Genomic DNA, 22,976 nt, shown 5'->3' on the forward strand with positions numbered 1-22,976 from the left:
CCATGTTGAAAGAGCATTACGAAAAAATATTGCAGCAGTTGCGGAACGATGCAGCCTATTTAGCGCAACGTTACCCGGATCTGGCCGTCAATTTGCAGCGCGACAACACCGATCCCGATGTTGCCCGCCTGCTCGAAGGCGTCGCACTCGTGGCCGCCCGACAGGCCGAACAGATGGCCGAAGATCGGGACGAGCAGGCTCAGGGCTGGTTGCAGGCCATCGCGCCGGAACTGCTCCTGCCGCTGCCGGCTATGGTCTTGGCACAAGCCGAGGTGGGTGCCGACACGCAGACCGTTACCGCCGGTACCGCCTTCGTTTCGGGCAGCCAGGACGGATCTGTGCATTGGCAGGTCGCGCACGATTGTACTCTCCTGCCACTGGTGTTGACCGACCTGGAGCAGACTGGGCAGGCATTGAGCCTTCAGTTCACCGTCCAGGGCGATCTTGCAGCGCCGATTCAACCGATTCGCGTTCAACTGGTGGGTGACCTGCACGACAGCCAGACCCTCGCCTATCATCTGGCTACTGGTGTCGATGGCTGGGAATTATCATACGCTGATCAGCGCCTGCCGCTGCCGGCCAGTGCCTGGCAACCGGCCTATCAGGTGGCCGACGGCAGTTGGCTGGCCGCGGTCGATAACCGGGTGCAAACGAGCCGACCGCGTTGGCTGCAAGAATGTTGGTGTTTACCCGAGCGCATCTTGGCGTTCGATCTTGATCTAAGCCCGGCCCTAGAACAACGTGCTCTGACGGCCGGCGAGACATTCCGGATTCATTTCAGCCTGCGCGAAATACTGCCGCAACAGGTTGAGCTGAGCCAGCTGGCCCTTAACGTATTGCCATTGATTAACCTGCAGCCGAGTGCGCTGCTGCCCTTTACCCGCCAGCTAGAGCAAAGCCTATATCAGCTTGCACTGGCAGACGAACGCCTATCTGTGCAGCAGCTGGTCGCGATTGTCTCGGTCAATGAGCAGCTGGCCCAGGGTGAGCGTCATGATTATTATCCGATCGCCGAGGTGGCGCATCGAGGGGCTCAGGATGGCGTTTATCAGCTGCTGCGGCAGACGCGTCAACCCCAAGTCCAGATGCGATTGGATCGACCGGCGTCGAGCGCTGGACTGGTGATGATCGAATGCTTAACGCACCAGGGCGACGCGGCCAGTCGGTCCTCGACCGGCGCCACCCTGAGCGGGCCAATAAGTGGCCATCTGGTCTGTAGCCCGAGCCAATGGATCGCGGCACCGGATCAGCAACAGGCGCAGTGGCAAATGTTGCACGCGCAGCAGAGCGCGCAGCAACGCGGCGATTTGGCGGCCCTAGTCGATCAGTTGCGGGGTCTGTTGCCGCCCGAAGACAGTCACTTCGACGAACGCCGTCGGCTCATGCGTTCAGTCGATGCGCTGCTCAGCTTGAGCGTCAGCGCTACGACGATAACGCGCGGCACCAGTATTATTCTCGGCCAAGAAGTAACCCTGAGGTTAGAGCGCAGCGCGTTTCGAAGTGATGCCGATTGTTGGCAATTTTGCTTATTAATCTGGCAAATGCTGCGCGGGCGATTGGCCATTAACAGCGTTATGGCGTTGCGCGTACAGAATGAAAAACAGCAGGATCTACTCTATTGGCCAGCGGCCAGTGGCACCCGGGCGGTAATATGATAACCGATACTCCGCTTCAGGCGGATGCGCTGATCCAGCGCAGCGCATCCGCCAGCGCCGAGTTTGGCCCACTGCTGCCTGGCTTCTATGGCGCGGCGGTCGAATCCGATGAGCAGGGGCCCATACCGGCCCTCTTGGCGTTATTGTTAATGCCCTTGCAAGCACAGGCCGTGGCGATGAGCGATCATTACCAGCCGGTACTGCAACAGGCCCGCCATGGCCACAACAGCTTTGCCAGCTTTCTGCATTCGGATGCCTTAGCCGATCTGACTGAGCCGAGTCGGGGCTTACTTAGCGCTAGCCAATGGGTGCAGGTCAAGCGTCTGTTTGGCGACGCCACCGGCAGTTGGCAGGGCGCGCTTGCGCTCCTGGCCTGTCTGTTTCCGGGTAAGACCATTAAGCTGATCGAGGGCGTGGTACTGGAGCGCTATCTGCCCAGTCAACAGATGACCGGTCTGCTCGGTGGCAATGCCTTAGGGGGCGACTCGGTGCTGGGTTATAAACTGCAAGACCGGATGAACGGTTGTCGCTTCACGCTCGCCACCTTCAGTGCCGAGGATCTGCAGCGCTATACCCATGACGACTATCTGACCCTGACCCGGATCCTGCTGAAGCGCTATATTGGCCAACCACTGGCCATCAAGCTGCATCTGCACCTGGCCCGCGATGCGCAAAAAAATACCGCGTTGGGTGAGCCAATGAAGGCCATGTTGGGTGTAAAAACCTGGCTCGCCGCGGCCGAACAGCACGACAAAGAAATTGTGATTGAACTATGACATTGACCGCGACACCGGGCGCAGTCCGAACCCCTTTTTCCACACGCCACTCAGTCCGCGAGTTGCGTTACACAGAGAACCGCCTATGAACTGGTATCGTTTTAAAGAAGCATTTAACTGGATTGTCATTGGCCTAATCGCGACGGCGATCTTGCTGTGGGCTTGGCAGCAGGAACAGGACAAGGAAACCATCGTGATCGCGACGGCATCCAAGGGCGGCTATTATTACGAATTTGGTAAACACCTTGAGTCGGAATTAAAGCGCATCGCCGGCGATCGGTATGTCATCGAAATTCTATCGACCAGCGGCTCAGTCAATAACAGCGAGCTGTTGCGCAAGGGTGCGGTTGATGTCGGCATTTTAGCAATTGGTTCGGTCTCATTGCAGAACCTGAGCATCGTGGCCCCCTTGTGGAAAGACTATTCCCATATAGTGGTGCGCAAGGACAGCAACGCCAACTCCGTGCAGGAATTCGAAGGTAAGCCCTTTATCCTCGGCGTGCAGGGCTCCGGCTACCGCACCCAGGCTAAGCAGCTGATGGAGTTTTTCAGCGTAGACGATGAAACCATGGTCGGGAACGATCTCTATTTTAAGGAATTGTTAAACAATCCCGCTATCGAAGGGGCCATCGTGACTACCGGCCTATTGAATCCGGATCTACGCGATGTTTTGTTTAGCGGCCAGTATAAGCTGATGCCGGTTACACCGGCAGAGGGCTTTGCCTTCAACCATATCTTTCACAGTAAGGACTTTATTCCGGCCGGAGTGTACCCCTCGATCAATGGCCCCTTACCCGCTCAAGCGGTGCCCACGATCAGCACCATGGCCGTGTTGGCCGCGAGTCGAAATATTAGCGATGACAAGGTCGCTATCATTCTGGAGGCGCTCAATACCAGTGACTTACGCGCCAAGGCGCCGGTGCTGCTCGACGTCAACCCGACCAACGATCCAATCTTACGGCTGCTGAATCTGCATCCGATCAGTGCCAAATACTATGATCCAAACTTTGGCTTGAATATCTTTTCCGATGCGGTGACCGGGCTCGAGAGTCTGAAAGAATTAATCTTGTTGATGCTGCTGCTGTCCCTCGCGCTGCTCTATAAACTGCGCGATAAGCGAATTAAAAAGGCGCTCAGCCAACAAAATCGCATTGCCAAGGAACTCTTTGCCACCTTTGAAGAACTGTTGAAAATCGAACGCACGCTGAAGGAAATCAGTGACGTTCGACTCTTAAAGCAATATGAATTCCAGGTACTTAATCATAAGAAACGCACGGTAGAAATCGCCAAGGCGGGTGGCTTGGAAATAAACGATGTGTACATGAGTGTTATCAACGAATGCAATGAGCTTTCGGCCCAAATCGGTCACCGTCTGCGCAGCCATCAACAGAAGACACAGAACCAGACCGACAGCTAGCTAACGGTGGCCCGGGCCGCCCAACCGTCTACCGTGAGCGAGGGCCAATTAAGCCATGCGTGTTATTAAGCCTTTAGAACTGAGTGTGCAGATTCGGCCGTTCGAGTTCAGCCGGCAGAAGATGTTGGCTATCGGCGTGCATTTGGCGCAGCCCTTCGATGCTCGACGGGCACTGTTTAGCGAACAGGATCTGTGGACCTTGGCGGCGCAATATCTGAGCGAATGGGATGTCTATGATGAGGGCATGCCTAAGCCCGTCGGTGAGTATCTGGTCTATGGCAGCTATTATGGCTCGGTCCCGATGGCAGCCGACCACGTTCAGGTTCAGGTCGGTTCGCTGAGCAAAACCCTCAAGGTGATTGGCCGTCGGCAGTGGCGCACCAGTATCGGCAGTACCAATGCGGAGGCCTTGAGTACCTTGCCGATCCGTTACGATGTCGCCTATGGCGGAGCGCAGATTAAAGCCAACCCAGTCGGCATCGGCGCCGATGCACTTTTATTGCCGCAGATTGAGCACCCGGATGACCCCTTCAGTCATCCGAACCAGCCGATTGTGTCGGCCGGTTTCACCGCGCGCAATATTCTCTGGTCGCCCCGGCAGGAGAAATGGGGCACCTACAGCGGCCGCTGGCAAGAAACCGATGCGCCGGGTTTTGCCAAGGATATCGATTGGACGATCTTTAACTTGGCGCCGGAAGATCAATGGCTTAAGGCCGGCTTCTGGCAGGGCGGTGAGCCCTTTAAAGTGCGCAACATGCATCCGCAGCAGCCTATACTCGAAGGCCAACTGGGACAGTGGCGGATACGGTTGTTCGTGTTAAAAGCCGAACAGCTGTTTGAGTTGACGGCTAAATTTGAAACCTGTTGGTTGTTCCCCACTGAACAGGTGCAAACCGGCTGCTATCGCGCTCAATGTACGACGGACACCTTCGATGGATCGGAAATCAACGCCCTGCTGGTGGCCTATGAAGACCCCTTGGGGCCTGAGAAAACGGTTCAACACTATGCCGACGCCCTCACCCGCCGTCTGGCACCAGAGGGCGATATAGAGGATCCGGATGACCTAGCCCTGCGGCCCAATGGCGAGCCGCTGAGCGTCTTGCATCCACCGGAACCGAGTCTCGTGCCCGAGGTGGTCTTACCGGGCGCGGCCGCCGGCATCGGCTTGGGTGCCTTGGCGGCGTTGGCTAAAATGAAAGGCGGTAAGGGTGGCGCTGAGGCCGAAGCGGCGGTGGCCGCGGAGGCCAAGGTGGATGACGCGTCAGCGACCGAACTGAGTGTCGGCAGCGCGGCGCCAGCCGACGGGGCTGTCCCGGCCAATGTTGAAAACAACGCCCAGGCGCCGGCAAGCGAAACCGACGCGGCGCCCGAGTCGCCCCCGGAAGACCCGGCTGTCGCCGAAGCCATGGCCGACCTGGATGCCTTGATGGAATTGATGGCCGACCAGATCGCCAGTGCTAATGCGCTGATGAAGAAAAACCGCCTTGAAATGGGTCTAACGGCTGAACTGATGGCCGGCCTGAGCGATGAGGGTGGCATCGATGCAGTGCTAAAAGAAGCCTTGCCGGCCGGTTCGCCGACGGCCGACGTGATTAACGACCCCTCGGCCTTGCAGGAACTGCTCGCCGAGCCGGCGCGGATGATGAAGGCAGCCCAGGAGGCCGGTCTAAATGCCGGCGCCCTGGCTGAGCACAAGGACCTGATTGAAGCCGTCTTAGCCGGTACCGCGACGCCCGAGGACGCCGAAGCATTGCTCGAAACAATACCATTGGAGATGGTGGCCAAGATGATGGCCGAGGCGGACGTCGAAAGTGGACTCGATCCGGCCATCTTAACGGCCATTAAAAAAGCCACCGGATATAAATCGAATTAGTCAGCCCGGAAAATGAAATAGACTAATTTACCTGAGTACAGGAAGCTTATAGATGAGTGTTGATGTTACCTTTACCGTTGCCGGCGAAGCCTATTACGTGATTGCGATCACCAATAGCCGAGACGCGGTGAACGAGTTTTTTGCCTTCGATATCGATATCCGCCATGCCGACGAACTCAAGCTGTTGGCCTGTCAGGTAAGGAATGCCGCGACCCTATTGATCGGTGACCTTACCTACGAATGTGAAATAGTTGCCCGGCATTACACCCTCATTACCGATGTCCAGGCCGGCGGTGAATCGGGTCAGCAGCTTAAATTGGCCTTGCGCCCCCGGGGCTGGTCGCGCTTGAGCCACCAAGCGATGCGCGTCTTTGAGGTCGGTGATGCCCAAGACCCTCTCAATATCGGTTTTGCGGCGGTGCCGACCCTGGCAGAACTGACCCGCTTGCTCAACCAAAGTGCCATTGGTGAAGACAGCGGTTTTGTCGATTCGGCGGCCGATACCAAGCTGGGCGTGTTTCGCATCGACTGGTGGCAGAACCAGCTTCTGGTGCAAATTCAGGAAACCAATGGCGAAGCTTTTACGCGTTTGGTCTGGAAGATGGGCGCATCATTTTTCTACCATGCCTCGCAGAGCGACCATATTTGGCTAACCGTGCCCGACCTGTTGCCGGTGCCGGTGCAACGTATTGTATTGACCGAAGATGACTTGTCCCAGCTGTCCAGCCACACTTACAGTGTGAATCGTTTTGCGCGCTGGTATCGAGATCAGTTTAGCCAAATCAATCATATGGCGAACGCCAGCGATACCATTGGTGTCAACCAAGCCAACCAACAAACCGCCTACCAGCAGGTTAAGCTGCAGTCTCATAAACCGTTGAGTTGTGACCAGGTATACGAATACACCCCAACTCGGCGCGGACATGAGAAAATGGTCTTTATTCCGCTGGAGGTCAGCCACAGCTACCATCATCGTACCGGCTATCATTGCACCGTCCTGGCGCAAAGTACCTTGACCGATGACTATTTCGATCTGTCGGTGTTGGATGAAACACCGCCGCCCTTTTTAACGCCATTGATCGCCACCATTCACAGTGACAGCGATCAGCTGTCCGGCGATCGCGACAGTCAGATGCGCTATCGGGTGCGCTTTGATTTTGCCCTAACTATTGAACAAAAAATAGCTCACCCGAAAGCCTGGTTGTTTCGCTTGCGCCCGAGCTCGTCAAATAATGGCGCAGGTGCCTATGAGCCGATGCCAGTGGGCACCAAGGTAGTGATCCAGATGATCAATGGCGACCGTGAGCAAGCTGTGATTGCCAGTACCTTCTTAACCAAACATGGCAGGAGAACCGAATGACAACACTCACAGACGTTCAGGAGGCAGAACGAAAGGCCGACGCTGCAGAAGAGAACCTCTCTACCAGTGCGGCAGATCATGCCAGTCAAACCTATATTGCCCTAGGACAGACGGCGATTGATCTGCGTTTAGAGGCCAATACCTTAAGGACACAGTATCATACAGCCGCCGGCAATCTGTTCGATCTCGACGTAGAGGAAGCGTTTTACATTTCGTCCACATACGGAGACCTGCAACCTAGGCAGAGGGTATCAAAAACAAATTTGAGCAGTGTTGCATTGGCTGAAGCGCACTTTAACACCCAGGAGGGCGATCGTTACTATTGGTCCAGCGGCAACACCTACACCTTCGGCGGTGGCCATGACTATGCCTTCTGCAACAGTTATAGCGTAACCATGAGTGCCAAAACGACAGAAGATAATTCTAACTTCAAATCATGGGACGGTAGCTTCCCCTATGATATTTATAGTCCAAAAAAAGACGAAAAACCGGCTCTTCGAATGTCCTCCTACGAAACCGATTTTGCAGACCTACCGGACGCTTATAAGATTGATACTCCGATACCAGATTTTTTTATTCGTGAGCCTAACGATCAAGTTAATTTTGAGGACAATGGCGTAGGCAAAAACATTGGCCATACCTACGGCTACCAGCTGGGGGATACCTATGGCATCCAGCTCAGCAAGAACACTCACAATGTCACAGCCGTCGACAGGGCGCACAGCTTCGAATCGGTTGGAATTAGCGAAAACCACTCCCATGTGGGTATTGATGCAAATTTCGCTGCACATGGGCTTGATGTCGAGTTGGGTGTTAAAGCCATGGGTTTTGACTTCGGCCTAACCGGAATGGCCTTTGATATTGGCTATACCGGTGCCAGTTTTAACTATAGTTACAAGCTTGTCGACATCACTTATGAAAAATCAGTTAATTCGTACCAAATCCTCGATCGACCCGAGTTTCGCTTGTCAGATAAGAATATCCGTTTACTAACCACAACCAAGGCTGAAACGATAGCGGGGGAGACGATTGTTTTACAGGTGGAAGACCCCAAGTCGACCCTGATGTTGAAGCCCGCGACCATTCTGGGGCAAGATTCAGAAAGTCTCGGTGATCTGGTTTTTTTTCAGCGTCTCTGGAAATCTATATTTGGTAGCGCAAAGCTTATCGAAAAGGCTTTTGAAGATGTTTTAAAGGATACCAATTTTAATTCAGTCCGCGACGCGGATCATCTAGAAGGTCGATCAAGTAATTATAGTCGGCTCGATGTGGATTTGAATTCCGTTGGCGTAGCGTCCTACGACAGCCGCCCCGGCGGAACATTTGCAGAGTTGGTGGTGAATAGTGGGCGGTCGGTGATTGAGCTTAATATTCGCGATGCGTCATCAAAATTACGCCAAAATGTTAAAAATACAACCCAGTTGTTTGATATAACTAAGGGTATCTGTTACGTCACACATTTCGAAAATATGGATGCCAATTTTATTGGCAAAATGTGGGTCGCCAAAAGTGCCACCCTCGGTGATGACGCAGGAAAAGGTATTCAAAAGAACAGTGGTGGCATCTACGTACAAAAGATCAAAGACCACTATGCAACTTTGAATCTCGATGTCGAGGGTGATGTCATTGATCTGCGGATGCAAACAGGGCCTACTAAGTTTGCTGAACTTAAGTTGGATTCACAAGAGAATATAATTGATCTGCGCACGCAAGCAGGGTCTGATCATTTTTCCGAGCTCACATTAGATTCAAAAGAGAATATCATTGAGTTGTCTGCGCAAAAGGCCGCGAAAACCGGTGTTTTACAGCAGTTAGACGGAGCTAAAGGCACCTATAAGGTACTGATCAACGGCAACAGTTCGTCGTTCGAATTGGCCCAGAAAAAAGCAGCGTTAAAGGTGAAGGACGTTGATCTTAAATTTGCCAGCGGGAAGGCAGAGCTTACGGCTGCGAAAGGTATTGAGTTAGACAGCGCTAAAACCATTAAGCTTGCCGCGTCGACAAAAGTCGATGTGAATGGCAGTACGTTCACAAAATCGTCGGTAAAAATACCCTCAGGCAGTGTCTCGATTGGCAGTGCTGCATCGAATGTGAAGATAAGCAGCTCCGGTCTCACTGTGACAGGTGCTAAGGTGGGCTTTACTGCCAAGGCCATGTTGCAGCTTTCAGGCGGAATTATAAAATTAGGGTAAAACGAAATCTATGAAAAATTCAATTATTAGCACGCTATGGCTCCTGATCGGCACAATTAGCCTATCGGGCTGCGCCCTATTCGGCGGCGCCAGCCGAGTCCCGGTGAGTGACTACTTACGGCAACAGTTCTCCCTGCAAGAGGCCGAACTGAAACAGTTGCAGGTCTATGTCTCGAGTACCATTGTGCTCGAGCGGGTCACCGACAGCAGCGGTGCCGACATCGCCGCCGGTGAACTCAATGTGTTTGGCGAGCGACTCGAGCAGATTGTCATTAAACCCTCAACCCCGGGCATTATTTTGCAGGCCACCGAGACCTGGGCCAAGGTCAGTTTTTCCGAGGGTACCTGGCTGATCTTCGGCAGCTTTGCCGCCAGTCCGAACGACCCCTGGGGTGGCAAATACGCCCTCTATGCGCAGACCTGGGCCGGCGGCGTGGGCGAGTTGGAATTTAATGGCCTCAGCTATCGGGCGATTAAAACCAGCGGCCAAGCGGTGCTGGAAATTCGCCAAAAAGATTTAAACAGACGCGTGATCGAAAAAACCAAGTTAAGCGGCGTGCCGTTGGCAGCAGAATAGACCTATGGATATCGAAGCCCTATTGGCGTCCGGGCAGGTCGTCGGCTATCAATTGAACGAGCTCAGCTTGACCGGCGTGACACTCGACGGTGTCGACTTCAGCACCAGTCAATTGAGCCAGTGCCGCTTTAGCCAATGCACGTTTCGCGCCTGCCGGTTTAACGAGCTGGTGCTGCAGTCGTCGGTCTGGCTCGACTGTGTCTTCGAGCAGTGCCAATTTAACAACAGTCAATTTATTGAGGTTGAGCTGAGCAACAATCGCTGGCTCGATTGTCAGTTGGATGCCAGCGTATGGCAGCAGGTCACGGCCAACAACCTGCAGTTGGCGCGTTGCCAGGGCGAGGCGGCCAGTTGGGTCGAGTGCCAGTTCGAGCAGCTGCAGGTGAGCGATTGCGAACTGCCCCAATCGATCTGGGAAAACTGTGCGCTGCTGTCCTCAGGCTGGACCGGCACCACCCTGACCGGTGCTGATTTCCAAGCCTGTTTGCTCAATAACAGTTGCTTCGAACGCTCACCTGCCCAAGGCCTGACGCTAACCGAATGCACCCTGGACGACCTAGTGGTGAGCGACGCCAATTGGGCCAACCTGCGCTGCTACTGTTTTAGTCCGCAGCAGAACCTGCGCTTTGACACAGTGGATTTGAATTCTGCCAACTTTGCCGACACCGACCTGACCGCCTGCACCTTTTCCGCCTGTCTGTTCGAGGCGACTAACTTTATGGCGGCGACCCTGCTTAACTGCCAGCTAACTAAGTGCCAGGCAGCCAATGTCACCTGGCTCAATGCCCGACTGAGCAGCTGCGATCTGAGTAAGAACCTGCTGACGCAAAATATTTGGTTGGGCAGTCGGCTTGAACAGGTCAGCTTTCAAGGTAGCGATCTGTTCGAAAGCGACTTCCAGCACGCGACCTTTGTCGAATGCAACTTCAGTCGCGCGCACACATTGAACACCCTATTCGAGGACTGGCAACCGTGACCACCGAGCCAACTAAGCCTGAATCATCCGGGCCAGAGCCAGAGGCGCCCAGCGCGAACGATACCGCGGTTGAGATTGAACCGGGTCACTGGCTGACCGCCTATGTAAAGGACGGCCGCGAGTTCGACCGGGCCAGTTTTAAGGGCGTCGATCTGAGTGGTGTCGACCTGGCCGGCGGGATTTTTTTGGCCTGCGATTTTTCCGCTGCGCTGTTAGTGACCACCGACTGTCGGTATGCCAGCTTTGTTGACTGCGCTTTTCATCACGCCGATCTGACAAGTTTTCTGGCCCAAGGCGCGACGTTCGAGCGTTGCCAATTCCTCAATGTGCTTGCCACGGGCGCCGATTTCAGCGACTGCAATTTCGATAACTGTAAATTTGAGATGTTTAAAAGTACCGACAGTCTGTGGCTGGGCTCAAGCTTTGGTCAGTCGGCGCTGAGCCGTATCGACTGGCAACGGGCCGATCTGTCGCAGCAATCCTTTAGTCAATGCGCGTTGGCCGATTTAGATTGCGGCGCGGCCACCCTGATGCGCTGGACGATGAACGAGTCGACGCTCAGTCGCGTGCATGTGCAGGGCGCTTTCGGTCACGAGCAGTCATACTGGAAAAGCACCATCGACAGCATCAACTGGCATGAGGTGGCGATGATCGGCAGTCTGTTTATCGAGTGCTCCTTTCATGCCGTGAGCTTTGCCGATGCCGTCTTGAGTAAAAGCACCTTTAAAGCCTGTGGCCTGTATCGGGCTGATTTTCAGCGGGTAGTGGCCGATAACAGCGGCTTTAGCGACTGCGATCTGATCGGGGCCGACTTCAGCCACGCGCATTTGCCGCAGACGGTGTGGCAGGGCGCCAATGTCGAGCTGGCGAGCTTTAAACAAGCCTATTTGGATATGGCGATTATGGCTAACCTGCAGGCCAAGGGCGCTGACTTTACCGAGGCGCATTTGGTTTACGCCGATCTGTCCTTCGCCAATCTACACGACGCCCTGTTCCTCGACGCCAAGCTGGACGGCGCTGATCTATTTGCGCTGATCGACCACCAGACCGTCTGGTTGGGCGCCAATCGCGAAAAAGCCAAGGCGATCGATCCGAAGCGGGTTGCCGCACAAAAATTTAAACTTTAGATAGTACAAGGCGCCGTTTACGGCATCAAAGGAGAGGTCGATGTTTTTAAATTCCCAGATGGGCGCCATGAATATGGCCATGCCCGATGTCTGCAAGACGCCGGTACCACCGGCTGGCCCGGTCCCGATGCCCTACCCCAACTCGGCGCAAAGCACCATGGCCAACCCGAGTACGGCCTCCAAGAAGGTGATGGTCGCCAACGCACCGGCCCATTCGCTTAAAACCGTGGTGACCTTGAGCATGGGCGATAATGCCGGGGTCGCCGGCGGGGTCATGTCGAGCAAGATGATGGGCGAGTGCCGTCACAGTAAAGGCAGCATGAAGGTGATGATCGAAGGCCAGCCGGCAACCCGCCTGACCGACATGACCATGCAGAACGCCATGCCTGGCAATGGCGTGGGTGCCACCATTAAACCGGCGCAGACCAAAGTATTGGCGCCCTCATGAAGGAGTTGCAGATGACCAATGTCCACGCACTGGCCAACCCTTGGCCAGCAGCCAACGGCCTTATTCTCGGTGAGGTCGTGCTGTTAACGCAGACCGGCTGCCGAGTGCGCACCGACCAAGGTCTGTTGAGCGCCGAACTGGCCGCGAGCTGTTTGCTGCAACCGGGGCTCGGCGATCGGGTCGCACTGCTGGTCGATGGTGCTCGGTTTTATCTGACCGCGGTATTGATCGCGCACGATAGCGGCAGCCAGCGTTTGCAAGTACCCGGGGAGCTAGTGATTGCCGCGGCGTCGATGCATTTTGATAGCACTGAATCCTTGAGCGTACAAACTCGGTCGTTAGAACTCAATGCCGCTGCGGCGCAGTTTCAGTTCGGCCGCTTTCGCCAGCTGGCGCTAAAAATGACGGTGATTGCCGAAAAACTGGACGTCACCGCTGAGAAAATTCATCGCAGTGCCAAGCAGGAATTCACCCTGTTCCACCAGCAGTTTGAACGCATCCTCGACAGCAAAAATACCCAGGCCGATCGCTGGTTTCAGCGTGTGCACAAGCAATGGGTGGCACGCAGCGAACGAACCACCATAACGGCAAAAAAAGAAGTGAAGATCGATGGTGAACGGATTGATCTAGGGTGAGCGCTGCAAAACGACAAAGTGTTCCTCTGTTGCCGTCGCCGTGAATCCATTTTTAAGATAGAAAGCCACGGCGCGCGGGTTTATATGGAAGCAGCGTAATTTAAGCAGCTTGTCAGGTTGCATGGCTTGGATTGAATCCTGCACCACCGGTTGGTGGCGCTGGGCTATTTCACTTTGCCTAAAAGGTAGAAACCAAAGGTCGCGACCACGGCCCCGATCGCCGCTAAGGCGCCGCCGCGCTGAAAGGATTCAGATACATCGGCACCGATGGCGTGGCCGAGCTCCGTGATCAGTCCGCCAAGGGCGCTGTCCATTCGGTTAAATTGGGCATTGGCAGCCCAGGTGCTATAGAGGATATAACCGCCCAGCACCAATACTGCCAAGCCCACGGCCAGCAATAGCAGCCCACCAACCCTAAACTGCATTTCGGACATAGTTCCGATCCTTGATTGACTCATTAGTTAGGCTTCTACTCTGGATGCCGCCGATCGCGGTGGGTGACTGGGTTAACCGATTTGCTTAAGTGTAGACCCTGGGGCGCTATAATTCTGCCGACTGGATCCATTTTTAGTCAGTGGCTGGGCCCACCCTGGGCCATCTGCTCGGCCGTCGGTTTCAGATAAGAGCCCGTCGAGTGAGACGATCGCCACTCGATTTCCAGTTGCCACGGCCACTCTTAGCGGCGACAATCACCCCTATCCTTTATCCGAACTCTAGAGATGCCCTATGTTAATTAGCAAAAATTCCGTAGTTGAATTCCACTATGTTATGAGTGAAGCGGCCACCGAGATCGAGAGTAGCCACAGTGGCGAACCGATGACCATCCTGATCGGCCATAACAATATGCTCGCCGGGGTAGAATCGGCCCTTATGGGCAAGGCAGGGGGTGATAAGGTTGAGGTCAGCCTCACGCCGTTAGAGGCTTATGGCGAAGTTCAGGCCGATGCATTCCAGCGTATTCCAATTAAACATCTGCAAGGCGCACGGAAGTGGCTGCCGGGCATGACCGCGACGGTTGAATCCAACCAGGGTCGTAAGCAGGTCACGATCGTGAAGGTGGGTCGCTTTAATGTCGACTGCGATATGAACCACCCCTTGGCCGGCAAAACACTGTCTTTTGCCATCGAGATTGTGTCGGTCCGCGACGCGTCGAGCGATGAACTCAGTCATGGCCATGTGCACGGCAAGGGCGGTGTGCATCACGACTGAGGGTGACCCAAAGCAACTCATTAGTGGGTTGGCGGTCAGATCAAGAAAGGGCAATTAAGCCGATGTCGGAACATCGGCTTGCTTGTGCAGGCGAGGCTGCATTTCAGCGTCAGTCGGCGTCGCTATCCTTAACCAGCGTCTTCTTAGCAACCATCTGATGGCGGATCCGGGCACCAAAGACATAGGGCAAGACCAAGCCTGCAAAGGCGATCGCCCAGATGCCGATGGCCAGCGAACTGCCCCATAATACGCCCCAGTTGCCGTCGGAGATAATCAACGCGTGGCTGAGGTTCTTTTCCATCTCTGGACCGAGCAGCAAGCCGAGAATGATCGGCACCAGCGGAATATCCAGCTTGCGCAACAGGTAGCCGAGAATCCCAAACACCACCATAAATTGCAGATCGAATGGACTGTGGCTGATCGAGTAAATCCCGACAAATGCGACCATGGTGACCATGGGCAGCAAATAATGGGTCGGCACCGATAGCAGCTTGACGAAGATGCCAATCATCGGAATGTTTAACAACAAGAGGATAAAGTTGCCAATCAAGAGGGCGGCAATGATGCCCCAGACCACGTCGGCATGCTGAGTAAACATCAGCGGGCCGGGCGTAACATTGAGCGATATCAGCATGGCCAGCAGCACGGCGGTGGTGCCACTGCCGGGTACCCCGAGCGTCAGCATGGGCACCAGCGCACCAGAGGACGCGCCATTGTTGCCCGCTTCGGGTGCGGCGACACCGCGCGGATCACCGCGACCAAAAAAGCCCTTTGCGCCGATGATTCTTTTCTCCAAGGTATAGCTGATAAAGCTACCCAGCGATGCCCCAGCGCCCGGCAAAACCCCAGCAATAAAGCCGAGTAGACCGCCGCGCAGCGTGCTCGGTACCAACGCCATAATTTCCTTAAACGACAAGGACAATTTGCCGACCACGATTTTCGGCGCCGGGCCCTTGACCCGATGTTCGACAAAAAACAGCAGTTCGGAAATGGCAAACAGACCGACGATCGCGAGAATAAAGTCGATACCCTCATAGAGCTTCAGAATGCCGAAGGTATAGCGCTGGGTGCCGGTAGAGATATCCATTCCGACGGTCGAAATCATCAGGCCAAGAGCGGCCGCGATAATGGTCTTGCCGGTGTTTTTGCCGGTAATGCCACCCAGTGTGGCAAAGGCCAACATAAAGAGGGCAAAATATTCGGCCGGGCCAAAGCTGAGCGCAAAGCGCGCTAGAATCGGGGCCAAGAAGATCAACCCGATGGTGCCGAGCACGCCGCCGACAAAGGATGCGATGGCGGAAATGGCCAAGGCTTCAGCGGCCTTGCCGTTTTTCGCCATCGGATAGCCGTCGAGGCAGGTCATCATGGCCGGCTCATCACCGGGGATGTTGAGTAAGATAGAGGAAATTCGGCCACCGTACATGGCACCGGCGTAGACCGATGTCAGCAGGATCATTGCGGTTTCAACCGGCAGCGCCAGGGAAAAGGCGAGCGGAATCAGGATGGCCACACCATTGGCGGGGCCGAGGCCGGGTAAGGCGCCAATAAGGGTGCCGACAAAGGCGCCAACAAAGGCAAAGAGCAGGTTTTGCGGGGTTAAGGCGACCGCAAAACCGTCCATAAGAAGACTAAAGGTTTCCATCAGTTAAACTCCAACAGGCCCAATGGCAACGGTAAATCTAAGAGGTTGTTAAATAACAGGTACACGACAACCGCACCGACGGTGGCAATCATCAGCGCCGGCTTGAGTGCCGCGCCCATACGCCAGGCCAAGAATGCAACACAGGCCAGGGTGGTCAAGATAAAGCCGACCGGTTCGATCAACAGCGCATAGATAAACAGCGCCAAGATCGCCATGGCCAGTTCGATTAAGGTTTTACGCGGCGGCCAGTCGGCATCCGGGTCCGGTTTGAACATCATGTTGAGGCTGGCCAGCGCAAGTATGATCGCCAGTAGGGTGGGAAAGGTTTCCGGTCCAACTGTCTCGCTGCCGCCAAAGGGTTCAGGCCACTGTTGAGCGCCCCAGCCATAGGCTAGGGCGAGAATCAACAGGGAAAGACCCAAGAGTCGATCCCCAATTGATGTCATTTAAGCAGACCAATTTCACGTGAAAGTTGTTCGATATCGGCAACCTGCTGGGTTACAAAGGCTTCGAATTCGTCCGCTTTCGGATGGAAGGGGATTAGGCCATTTTTAGCCATGGTCGCTTTCCACTCTGGCGAGTCATACAGGGTTTCGATCGCCTGAACCCAGTATTGTTTCGCGTCGGCATCGGCACCTTTAGGCATATAAAAACCGCGCCAGTTTGGACCCAGAGCATCAATGCCCTGTTCACGAGCGGTTGGGATAGAGCCAAACTTGCCGGGCAAACGAGTTTCACTTAATACGGCGAGCAGGCGCAGATCGCCCGATTCCCAGAAACCAGCGGCTTCGGAGATGTCACCGGTGAAGGCATCAACGTGTCCGCCAACGACCTGAGTAATGGCTTCGCCGCCGTTGTTATACGACAGGTACGGGATGCTCGGTAAGCTGCCGACACCGGCCGCCTTGGCGGCAATCAGCACTTTCAAGTGGTCCCAGCCGCCATTGGCTGAGCCGCCGGAAAACTTCACCGCACGCGGATCGGCTTTTATCGCCGCCATCAGCTGATTCAGGTTCTGGTATTTGGAGTCTTTGCCGACGGCAATAACGCCATAGTCCGCGCCTAAGGCACCGACCCACTTAACCATGCCGGCATTCATGCCAGTGTACTGACCTTGGGCCAGACGGGTGGTGGTGGCGGTAGAGGCCGCAACGATCAGTTGGTTGTCGTCACCGCGTTTGCCAATAACATGGGCAAAGGCAACACCGCCGCCCGCGCCGGCCATATTGGTGGTCTGCATGGAACCGGGGATCAGCTTTAGATCGGCCAGGGTTTTACCCACACTACGGCAGGTAAAGTCCCAACCGCCGCCTGGGCCAGATGGTGAAATGCAATCGACCTTGCCGGATGGCTCCCAAGCCATGGTCAGGCTGGCCGACAGGCTCAATGCCGTGGCCAGAACAGTTGTTAGGGTACGCTTTGAATTCATGGTGGTTCCTTATTGGGTGCGTTGATTGTTGTTTTTATTTGAGCCGGTCGACTGCTGGTGAGTCAACCGGACCGGCCGAGCATAGGACGCCGCTCTGATCGGCAACAGCTTAAGTGCGTTGATTGCATAAAGGTCTTTGTGATCATTTTGTTCATATTGTTCACGCCGGCGAGCGGACCTTTTTGCTAAACTCAAGCTCCCCTTGAGCCGAACCTGGAACATTATGAAGTCACCCAGCGGCAGCTATCGCAGCCTCAAACTCAATACCCGCTTGATTATTGTGCTGTGTCTGCTCTCTGTCGCCCAGGCGATCCTGATCGGTGGCTTTGCCTGGCTCAATCTGGCGCGTTCGCTCGATCAGGAAATTGGCCAGCGCGCGCTCAATGTCGCCAAGACCGTGGCGTTGACACCGACCGTTATCGTCGGTATCGAACGGCGCGATATGGTCGGCCTGAATCGCTTCGCAAAAAATTTGGCGGCCACCAATGAGGCGCTCTTTATTGTTGTAGGCGATCACAATGGCATTCGGTTAGCCCATCCCAATAGTGCCAAACTGGGTAAGTCGATGGCCGATGATGACGGTGACGAGGGCACGCCGGCGCTGATTCAGGGCCGGGGCTATATCGACAAGGCAAAGGGTAGCCTGGGTTATTCGATGCGCGGCAAGGCGCCGGTTTATGATCTGAACGGGGAAAACATTATCGGTATCGTCTCGGTCGGCTATTCCCTGGCCCAGATCGACGCCACCATTGCCCGCTATTCGATTTGGTTGGCCGGGGTGTTGCTGTTGGCCATGGGCGGCAGCGTGTTTTTTGCCATCACCATCGCACGGCGCCTTAAGCGGGAAATTCTTGGGTTGGAACCAGAGCAGATCGCGCGGCTTTTTACCGAGCGCGATGCCACGCTGCAGTCGGTGCGCGAAGGCATTATTGCCATCAACCGCGCCGGCCAGATCACCACCTTTAACCGCAAGGCCGTTGAAACGCTGGGCCTGTCTCCCGATACCCTGCTTGAAGGTGAACAGATCGACGCCATCTTGCCTGATTCTGGCCTGATGACGATGTTGGAAACCGGTGCACCGCAGTTTGACCTGGAAGTCTGGCTGCGCGGCAAGCAGATGATTGTTAATCGGTTGCCGGTGATGCAGGGCGATGAAATCATCGGCGCCGTATCGAGTTTTCGACCCCGTAATGAGGTCGATCTGATCAGTCAGCAGCTAACCAAAATCGAACAATATGCCGAGACGTTGCGCAGTCAGGCGCATGAATACTCCAATAAGCTGCACACCATTTCTGGGTTGATTCAACTCGATGCCAAGCAGGAGGCCCTCGCCCTGATCGGGCGCGAGACCAGTGACCATCAGGCGCTCTTGGAATTGCTGCTCAATGCCACGCCGGACCCGGTGATTGCCGGTTGCCTGCTGGGCAAGTTTAACCGCGCCAAGGAGTTGGGCCTGAATCTGGTGATCGATCCGGAAAGTCATCTGACCGACTTACCCCTGACCCTAACTCAGGATCAGCTGGCTTCGATCCTCGGCAACCTGATTGAAAATGCCTTCGAGGCCACACGGCAATTTACCGGTGTCGGGGGTCGGGTGTATGTCAGCTTGACCGATATGGGCAACGACGTAATAGTGGAAGTACAGGACCAGGGCGATGGCATCCCGGAGGCGATTCAGAGCAAGATATTTGCCAAGGGTTTCTCCAGCAAGGGCGGTAACGATCACGGTTATGGCCTGTACCTGATTCACAATCTCATGCACCAGTGTGGCGGCACCATTCATCTGGAAAATGTTGACCCCATCGGCACCCGCTTTATCTTATATATACCTAAAAATAATAAAAAAGGTTAACCCAGTACCATGGCCGAGCCACTCAGAATTGCGATCGTTGAAGACGATCCCCAGAATGCCGAAATCCAACGCCGCTTCGTGCAGCGCATTGCCAATACCGAACTGTGCGGCATCGCGCATTCGGTGCAAGAGGCTCAGGATCTTATCGATGTTTTCCAGCCGCAACTGGTCTTACTCGATGTCCACCTGCCCGACGGCAATGGACTGGAACTGTTGCGCCAGTGGCGCATGGCCAATCAGCAGGTCGATATTATTCTGATCACCGCCGCCAAAGACGTGGAGACCTTGCGCTCCGCCTTACACGCTGGGGTGTTTGAATACATCTTAAAACCCCTGGCGTTCGATCGGCTGGAGGATGCCATTCAGCGCTATTCCAAACACCTGACCCAGCTCAACCAATTGCAGCTGGTTCAGCAGGACCAGGTTGATGCCCTGATGCCGATCAATGATGTCTCAAGCCCGAGCAAGGCCACGCGGCCCCCCAAGGGCATCGATGCCTTGACCCTCGATAAGGTGCGCGACACCATGCAACACACCCAACACCTCAATGCCGAAGAGTTGGGGCTTGAGATAGGCGCATCGCGCACCACCGCACGCCGCTATCTGGAGTATCTGGTCAGTACCCAAGAAGTGGTCGCGGAAGTCAGCTACGGTCAGGTCGGTCGACCCGAACGGCGCTATCGTCGCTCTTGATCGAGAACGGTTGCGCCACTCGAATGGGTTGACCCTAGGCGCGCAAGGGCGACATTTAACTGCGACTAAATTTTACTTTTTTTCAGTCAAACCGGCCTTGAAATTCGGTCCGGAATCCTTATCTTTACAACTGTCACGGGTGGGTCAGTTGGGCCGCCTGGTGACGAATTGGTTTTATTTAGTATTGCTTCTCTTGGAGGATATATGATGAACTCAATTGACCTTAGCCCCCTGTACCGCAACAGCATCGGTTTTGACCGTCTCGCTGCCCTATTGGATTCAACCCTCAGCATGGACAGCAGCGCCGTGGGGTACCCGCCTTATAATATTGAAGTGCTGGATGACAATCGCTATGCCATCGGACTGGCCGTCGCCGGATTCGCACCGGATGAGTTGTCGATCAATGTTGAAAAGGGCGTGCTCAGCGTCTCAGGTAAAAAACAGGACGACGCACAGCATCAGTACACCCATCATGGTATTGCCCACCGCACGTTCGAGCGCAAATTTAATTTGGCCGACTACGTTGAGGTCACCGGGGCGACCCTTGAAAACGGGCTCCTGTCCATCAGCTTGGTAAAGGAAGTGCCCGAGGCGATGAAGCCCAAAACCATTGCGATCAACGCGTCTTCCGACGCAGGCCAGTCGGTATTGGAACATGCCCAAACAGCGCAATCCGATGCGAAATCGGCGCGCGCGCAAAAAGACGCTTAGGCTAGCAACGGCTCGGCCGGCGAGCTGATACCGGCCAGCCTAGGCAACCTGGCAGACCGCGCTCTGTAGCCTTCTTGGGCCGCGAGCGCGGTCTTTTTAGTTTAGCCGAAGCCCTCGGCGCAGAGTTTGGCGGCAGGCCATACGACAAAAGATCGACACCGAGCTCGGCCAGCCTATGGTAGAGTGCGCCTCCCTCTGCACAGCGGTTCACTATGCCTGCTTTTCCTTACCTGCGTTTGCAATTGATGGTATTCGCCTTAGTCTCGGCGGCCTTTACCAATATCTATCTGGCGCAACCGGTGTTGCCGATGGTGCAAGCCCAATTCGGTATCGATATTGCGGGCGTATCTTGGGCGGTATCGGCGGTTATTCTGGGTATGGCGTTGGCCAATCTGCCCTTTGGTTTGCTGGTCGATCGTTGGCCCATTCAGCCCATTATCCTGGTCGGTGGCCTGATGGTGGCCGGCGCAGGATTGGTCTGTGCCCTGACCGACAGCTTCCCGGTTTTAATCGCGGCGCGCTTCGTCCAGGGCCTGTTTATTCCAGCTCTAACCACCTCGATCGCCGCCTACCTAGGTAAGACACTGCCGATCGAGAAGCTCAGCGTGGTCATGGGCTCCTATGTCGCCGCGACGGTCTTGGGTGGCCTGGGCGGCCGGCTGATGGGCGGTTGGTTGTTCCCGGCCGATGACTGGCGCTATGCCTTTATGGCCACCGCCATCTTAACCGTGCTGACTACGGTCATTGCGGTTGTCGGCTTGCCCAAGCCGAGCAACGCAGGCCCTCATGTAAAGAGCACGCTGAGCTATGGTCAGCTGTTGGCCCAGTGGCCGCTGGTACGTTACTTTATTTGCGCCGCGGGCAGCTTCGCGGTTTTCTCGTCGGTTTTTAATTACCTGCCCTTTCGCCTAGCAGACGCCCCCTTTGGCTGGTCGACCGAAGCGACTACAACGCTCTACCTGGTCTATATTATGGGCATCTTTATGGCCCCACTGGCCGGTCGCTGGAGCGTGCGCTTTGGCAGCCGGGCGACTCTGGTCGCCGGCAGCCTGGTGCTGTTGCTGGCCCTGTTATTGCTGCAGCTGGCGTCCTTGATCGCGGTGATTGTCGGCCTCACCGCGGTCTGTGCCGGGTTTTTCTGTGTTCACGCCGCCGCTGTGGGCGCCCTCAATCGCAGCCTGACCAGCGGCCACGGCCGCGCCAATGCACTCTATGTGCTGTTCTATTATGTTGGCGGTTGGCTGGGCATCAGTTTGAATGGTCTGCTCTACCAGCATTGGGGCTGGTCTGGGGTGATCGGCTTGTCGCTGTTACTGGTGCTGATTCCGTTGACCGTTGGTTTAACAGAGCGCCGGCATCCAGCCTGATGAGGCTGGATGAGCATCTCAAATTCAACTCATTTTTTGGTAATTTTATCCTGCGACCGTTCGGTAAAATCACTCGCATCATGACGTTCATGCAGTTGGCCCGACAACTCTCCCCAAGCCTTATTGACCATTACGCCACGCTTAACCGCGGGACGTTGATCAATTTGTTTAGCCCAACGCATTAGGTGTTGGTATGAGGCCAAATCTAAAAATTCTGCCGCATCGTACAGTCGATTTAAGGCCAGCGCGCCATACCAAGGCCAGATGGCAATATCGGCAATGCTGTATTCATCTCCACAGATATAGTCGTTATGGGCTAAGTGCTTGTCCAGCACATCCAGTTGACGTTTTACTTCCATAGAAAATCGATCGATACAATATTCAAATTTCTCCGGAGCATACGAATAGAAGTGACCAAAGCCACCGCCTAAATAGGGTGCACTGCCCATCTGCCAAAACAACCAGGACATGCATTGGGTGCGTTTATCGCCTGTAGGGATCAGGACTTGAAATTTTTCAGCTAAATAAAACAAAATCGATCCCGATTCAAATATAGGAACGGTTTGTGTTTTGCTTTGATCGAGCAAGGCGGGGATCTTTGAATTGGGGTTAATATTAACAAAATCACTACCGAACTGATCACCCTCACCAATATTGATTAGATAGGCATCGTATTCCGCCTCTTTGATTCCCAAGGCGAGTAACTCTTCAAACATAATGGTTACCTTCACCCCATTGGGTGTAGCTAACGAATACAATTGAAAAGGGTGTTGCCCTTTTTCTAATACCTTGTCGTGCGTTGCGCCAGAAATAGGCCGATTAATATTTGCCCAATTGCCGCCGCTTGGCGTATGCCATTGCCATACCTTGGGTGGAATATATGAATCGTCAGCACTCATGGTATTTTCCTGTGTTAGTTAATATGAATAAAATTTATCTATCGACAACGCGTTGGCAGGCCGTTCTCCGACTGCACCAATGCCGGTCTGTATCGACAGTTCGACAAGGTACCTGCAGGAGGGGGCAACAATCAATGG

21 protein-coding genes are annotated in these 22,976 nt (G+C 54.8%); 16 read left to right on the forward strand and 5 right to left on the reverse strand.

Annotated elements, in window-relative coordinates; all coding sequences use genetic code 11:
- The first annotated feature begins 2 nt into the window (after positions 1 to 2).
- The 11 genes from AC4FIC_RS01025 (at position 3) to AC4FIC_RS01075 (ending at position 13,036) form a co-directional block, all read left to right on the forward strand.
- A complete protein-coding gene (locus tag AC4FIC_RS01025; protein WP_100255735.1) occupies positions 3 to 1,655 on the forward strand; it encodes a type VI secretion system baseplate subunit TssF in 1,653 nt (550 codons plus the stop codon).
- On the forward strand, positions 1,652 to 2,431 hold the full coding sequence (locus tag AC4FIC_RS01030; protein ID WP_100255736.1) for a type VI secretion system baseplate subunit TssG: 780 nt from the start codon (positions 1,652 to 1,654) through the stop codon (positions 2,429 to 2,431). Before AC4FIC_RS01025 ends, AC4FIC_RS01030 begins: the two co-directional genes overlap by 4 nt.
- An 85-nt stretch (positions 2,432 to 2,516) precedes the next feature.
- Complete coding sequence (locus AC4FIC_RS01035; protein WP_100255737.1) at positions 2,517 to 3,848, forward strand: TAXI family TRAP transporter solute-binding subunit; 1,332 nt, start codon at positions 2,517 to 2,519, stop codon at positions 3,846 to 3,848.
- Positions 3,849 to 3,903: 55 nt separating this feature from the next.
- Positions 3,904 to 5,721: a DUF2169 family type VI secretion system accessory protein gene (locus AC4FIC_RS01040; protein WP_476194784.1), complete on the forward strand. Its 1,818-nt coding sequence runs from the start codon at positions 3,904 to 3,906 to the stop codon at positions 5,719 to 5,721.
- 52 nt (positions 5,722 to 5,773) lie between these two features.
- Positions 5,774 to 7,081 (forward strand): hypothetical protein, encoded by a 1,308-nt coding sequence (locus tag AC4FIC_RS01045; protein ID WP_273284281.1) that lies wholly within the window; start codon positions 5,774 to 5,776, stop codon positions 7,079 to 7,081.
- Complete coding sequence (locus tag AC4FIC_RS01050; RefSeq protein ID WP_100255740.1) at positions 7,078 to 9,273, forward strand: hypothetical protein; 2,196 nt, start codon at positions 7,078 to 7,080, stop codon at positions 9,271 to 9,273. The genes AC4FIC_RS01045 and AC4FIC_RS01050 overlap by 4 nt, the downstream gene beginning before the upstream one ends.
- Before the next feature lie 10 nt (positions 9,274 to 9,283).
- Positions 9,284 to 9,850, forward strand: a complete 567-nt coding sequence (locus tag AC4FIC_RS01055; RefSeq protein ID WP_100255741.1) for a hypothetical protein — start codon at positions 9,284 to 9,286, stop codon at positions 9,848 to 9,850.
- A gap of 4 nt (positions 9,851 to 9,854) precedes the next feature.
- Positions 9,855 to 10,826 carry a pentapeptide repeat-containing protein gene (locus AC4FIC_RS01060; RefSeq protein ID WP_145980198.1) on the forward strand — a complete coding sequence of 324 codons (972 nt, stop codon included), beginning with the start codon at positions 9,855 to 9,857 and terminating at the stop codon, positions 10,824 to 10,826.
- Entirely contained in the window at positions 10,823 to 11,953 is a 1,131-nt protein-coding gene (locus tag AC4FIC_RS01065) for a pentapeptide repeat-containing protein (RefSeq protein ID WP_158524251.1), read from the forward strand. The genes AC4FIC_RS01060 and AC4FIC_RS01065 overlap by 4 nt, the downstream gene beginning before the upstream one ends.
- A 40-nt stretch (positions 11,954 to 11,993) precedes the next feature.
- Positions 11,994 to 12,401: a DUF4150 domain-containing protein gene (locus AC4FIC_RS01070; protein WP_100255743.1), complete on the forward strand. Its 408-nt coding sequence runs from the start codon at positions 11,994 to 11,996 to the stop codon at positions 12,399 to 12,401.
- Positions 12,402 to 12,412: 11 nt separating this feature from the next.
- On the forward strand, positions 12,413 to 13,036 hold the full coding sequence (locus tag AC4FIC_RS01075; protein ID WP_158524252.1) for a DUF3540 domain-containing protein: 624 nt from the start codon (positions 12,413 to 12,415) through the stop codon (positions 13,034 to 13,036).
- A 164-nt stretch (positions 13,037 to 13,200) separates the two neighbouring features.
- Here AC4FIC_RS01075 and AC4FIC_RS01080 read toward each other — a convergent pair whose 3' ends face one another.
- The gene (locus tag AC4FIC_RS01080; protein ID WP_273284274.1) at positions 13,201 to 13,470 is read right to left on the reverse strand and encodes a hypothetical protein; all 270 of its coding nucleotides are present in this window, start codon (positions 13,468 to 13,470) and stop codon (positions 13,201 to 13,203) included.
- A gap of 292 nt (positions 13,471 to 13,762) precedes the next feature.
- Here AC4FIC_RS01080 and AC4FIC_RS01085 point away from each other — a divergent pair, with 292 nt between their 5' ends.
- Positions 13,763 to 14,245, forward strand: coding sequence for an FKBP-type peptidyl-prolyl cis-trans isomerase (locus AC4FIC_RS01085; RefSeq protein ID WP_273284271.1), 483 nt, complete (start codon positions 13,763 to 13,765; stop codon positions 14,243 to 14,245).
- Positions 14,246 to 14,354: 109 nt separating this feature from the next.
- On the opposite strand, the gene AC4FIC_RS01090 is transcribed toward AC4FIC_RS01085, so the two are convergent.
- The 3 genes from AC4FIC_RS01090 to AC4FIC_RS01100 are packed head-to-tail and all read right to left on the reverse strand — an operon-like array spanning position 14,355 to position 17,316.
- Positions 14,355 to 15,887: a tripartite tricarboxylate transporter permease gene (locus AC4FIC_RS01090; RefSeq protein WP_273284269.1), complete on the reverse strand. Its 1,533-nt coding sequence runs from the start codon at positions 15,885 to 15,887 to the stop codon at positions 14,355 to 14,357.
- Positions 15,887 to 16,333, reverse strand: a complete 447-nt coding sequence (locus AC4FIC_RS01095) for a tripartite tricarboxylate transporter TctB family protein (RefSeq protein ID WP_273284267.1) — start codon at positions 16,331 to 16,333, stop codon at positions 15,887 to 15,889. The genes AC4FIC_RS01090 and AC4FIC_RS01095 overlap by 1 nt, the downstream gene beginning before the upstream one ends.
- Positions 16,330 to 17,316, reverse strand: coding sequence for a Bug family tripartite tricarboxylate transporter substrate binding protein (locus AC4FIC_RS01100; RefSeq protein ID WP_100255749.1), 987 nt, complete (start codon positions 17,314 to 17,316; stop codon positions 16,330 to 16,332). The genes AC4FIC_RS01095 and AC4FIC_RS01100 overlap by 4 nt, the downstream gene beginning before the upstream one ends.
- A 223-nt stretch (positions 17,317 to 17,539) precedes the next feature.
- On the opposite strand from AC4FIC_RS01100, the gene AC4FIC_RS01105 reads away from it, so the two are divergent.
- From AC4FIC_RS01105 to AC4FIC_RS01120, 4 genes are all read left to right on the forward strand, one after another.
- On the forward strand, positions 17,540 to 19,168 hold the full coding sequence (locus AC4FIC_RS01105) for an ATP-binding protein (RefSeq protein WP_273284264.1): 1,629 nt from the start codon (positions 17,540 to 17,542) through the stop codon (positions 19,166 to 19,168).
- Positions 19,169 to 19,177: 9 nt separating this feature from the next.
- Positions 19,178 to 19,861, forward strand: a complete 684-nt coding sequence (locus AC4FIC_RS01110) for a response regulator (protein ID WP_273284262.1) — start codon at positions 19,178 to 19,180, stop codon at positions 19,859 to 19,861.
- Positions 19,862 to 20,065: 204 nt separating this feature from the next.
- Positions 20,066 to 20,572: an Hsp20 family protein gene (locus tag AC4FIC_RS01115; protein ID WP_319418067.1), complete on the forward strand. Its 507-nt coding sequence runs from the start codon at positions 20,066 to 20,068 to the stop codon at positions 20,570 to 20,572.
- 212 nt (positions 20,573 to 20,784) lie between these two features.
- Complete coding sequence (locus tag AC4FIC_RS01120) at positions 20,785 to 21,939, forward strand: MFS transporter (protein ID WP_487778678.1); 1,155 nt, start codon at positions 20,785 to 20,787, stop codon at positions 21,937 to 21,939.
- A gap of 29 nt (positions 21,940 to 21,968) precedes the next feature.
- On the opposite strand, the gene yghU is transcribed toward AC4FIC_RS01120, so the two are convergent.
- The gene (gene yghU / locus AC4FIC_RS01125; RefSeq protein ID WP_100255753.1) at positions 21,969 to 22,838 is read right to left on the reverse strand and encodes a glutathione-dependent disulfide-bond oxidoreductase; all 870 of its coding nucleotides are present in this window, start codon (positions 22,836 to 22,838) and stop codon (positions 21,969 to 21,971) included.
- Positions 22,839 to 22,976: the final 138 nt, after the last annotated feature.

This window comes from Reinekea sp., from assembly GCF_982785585.1.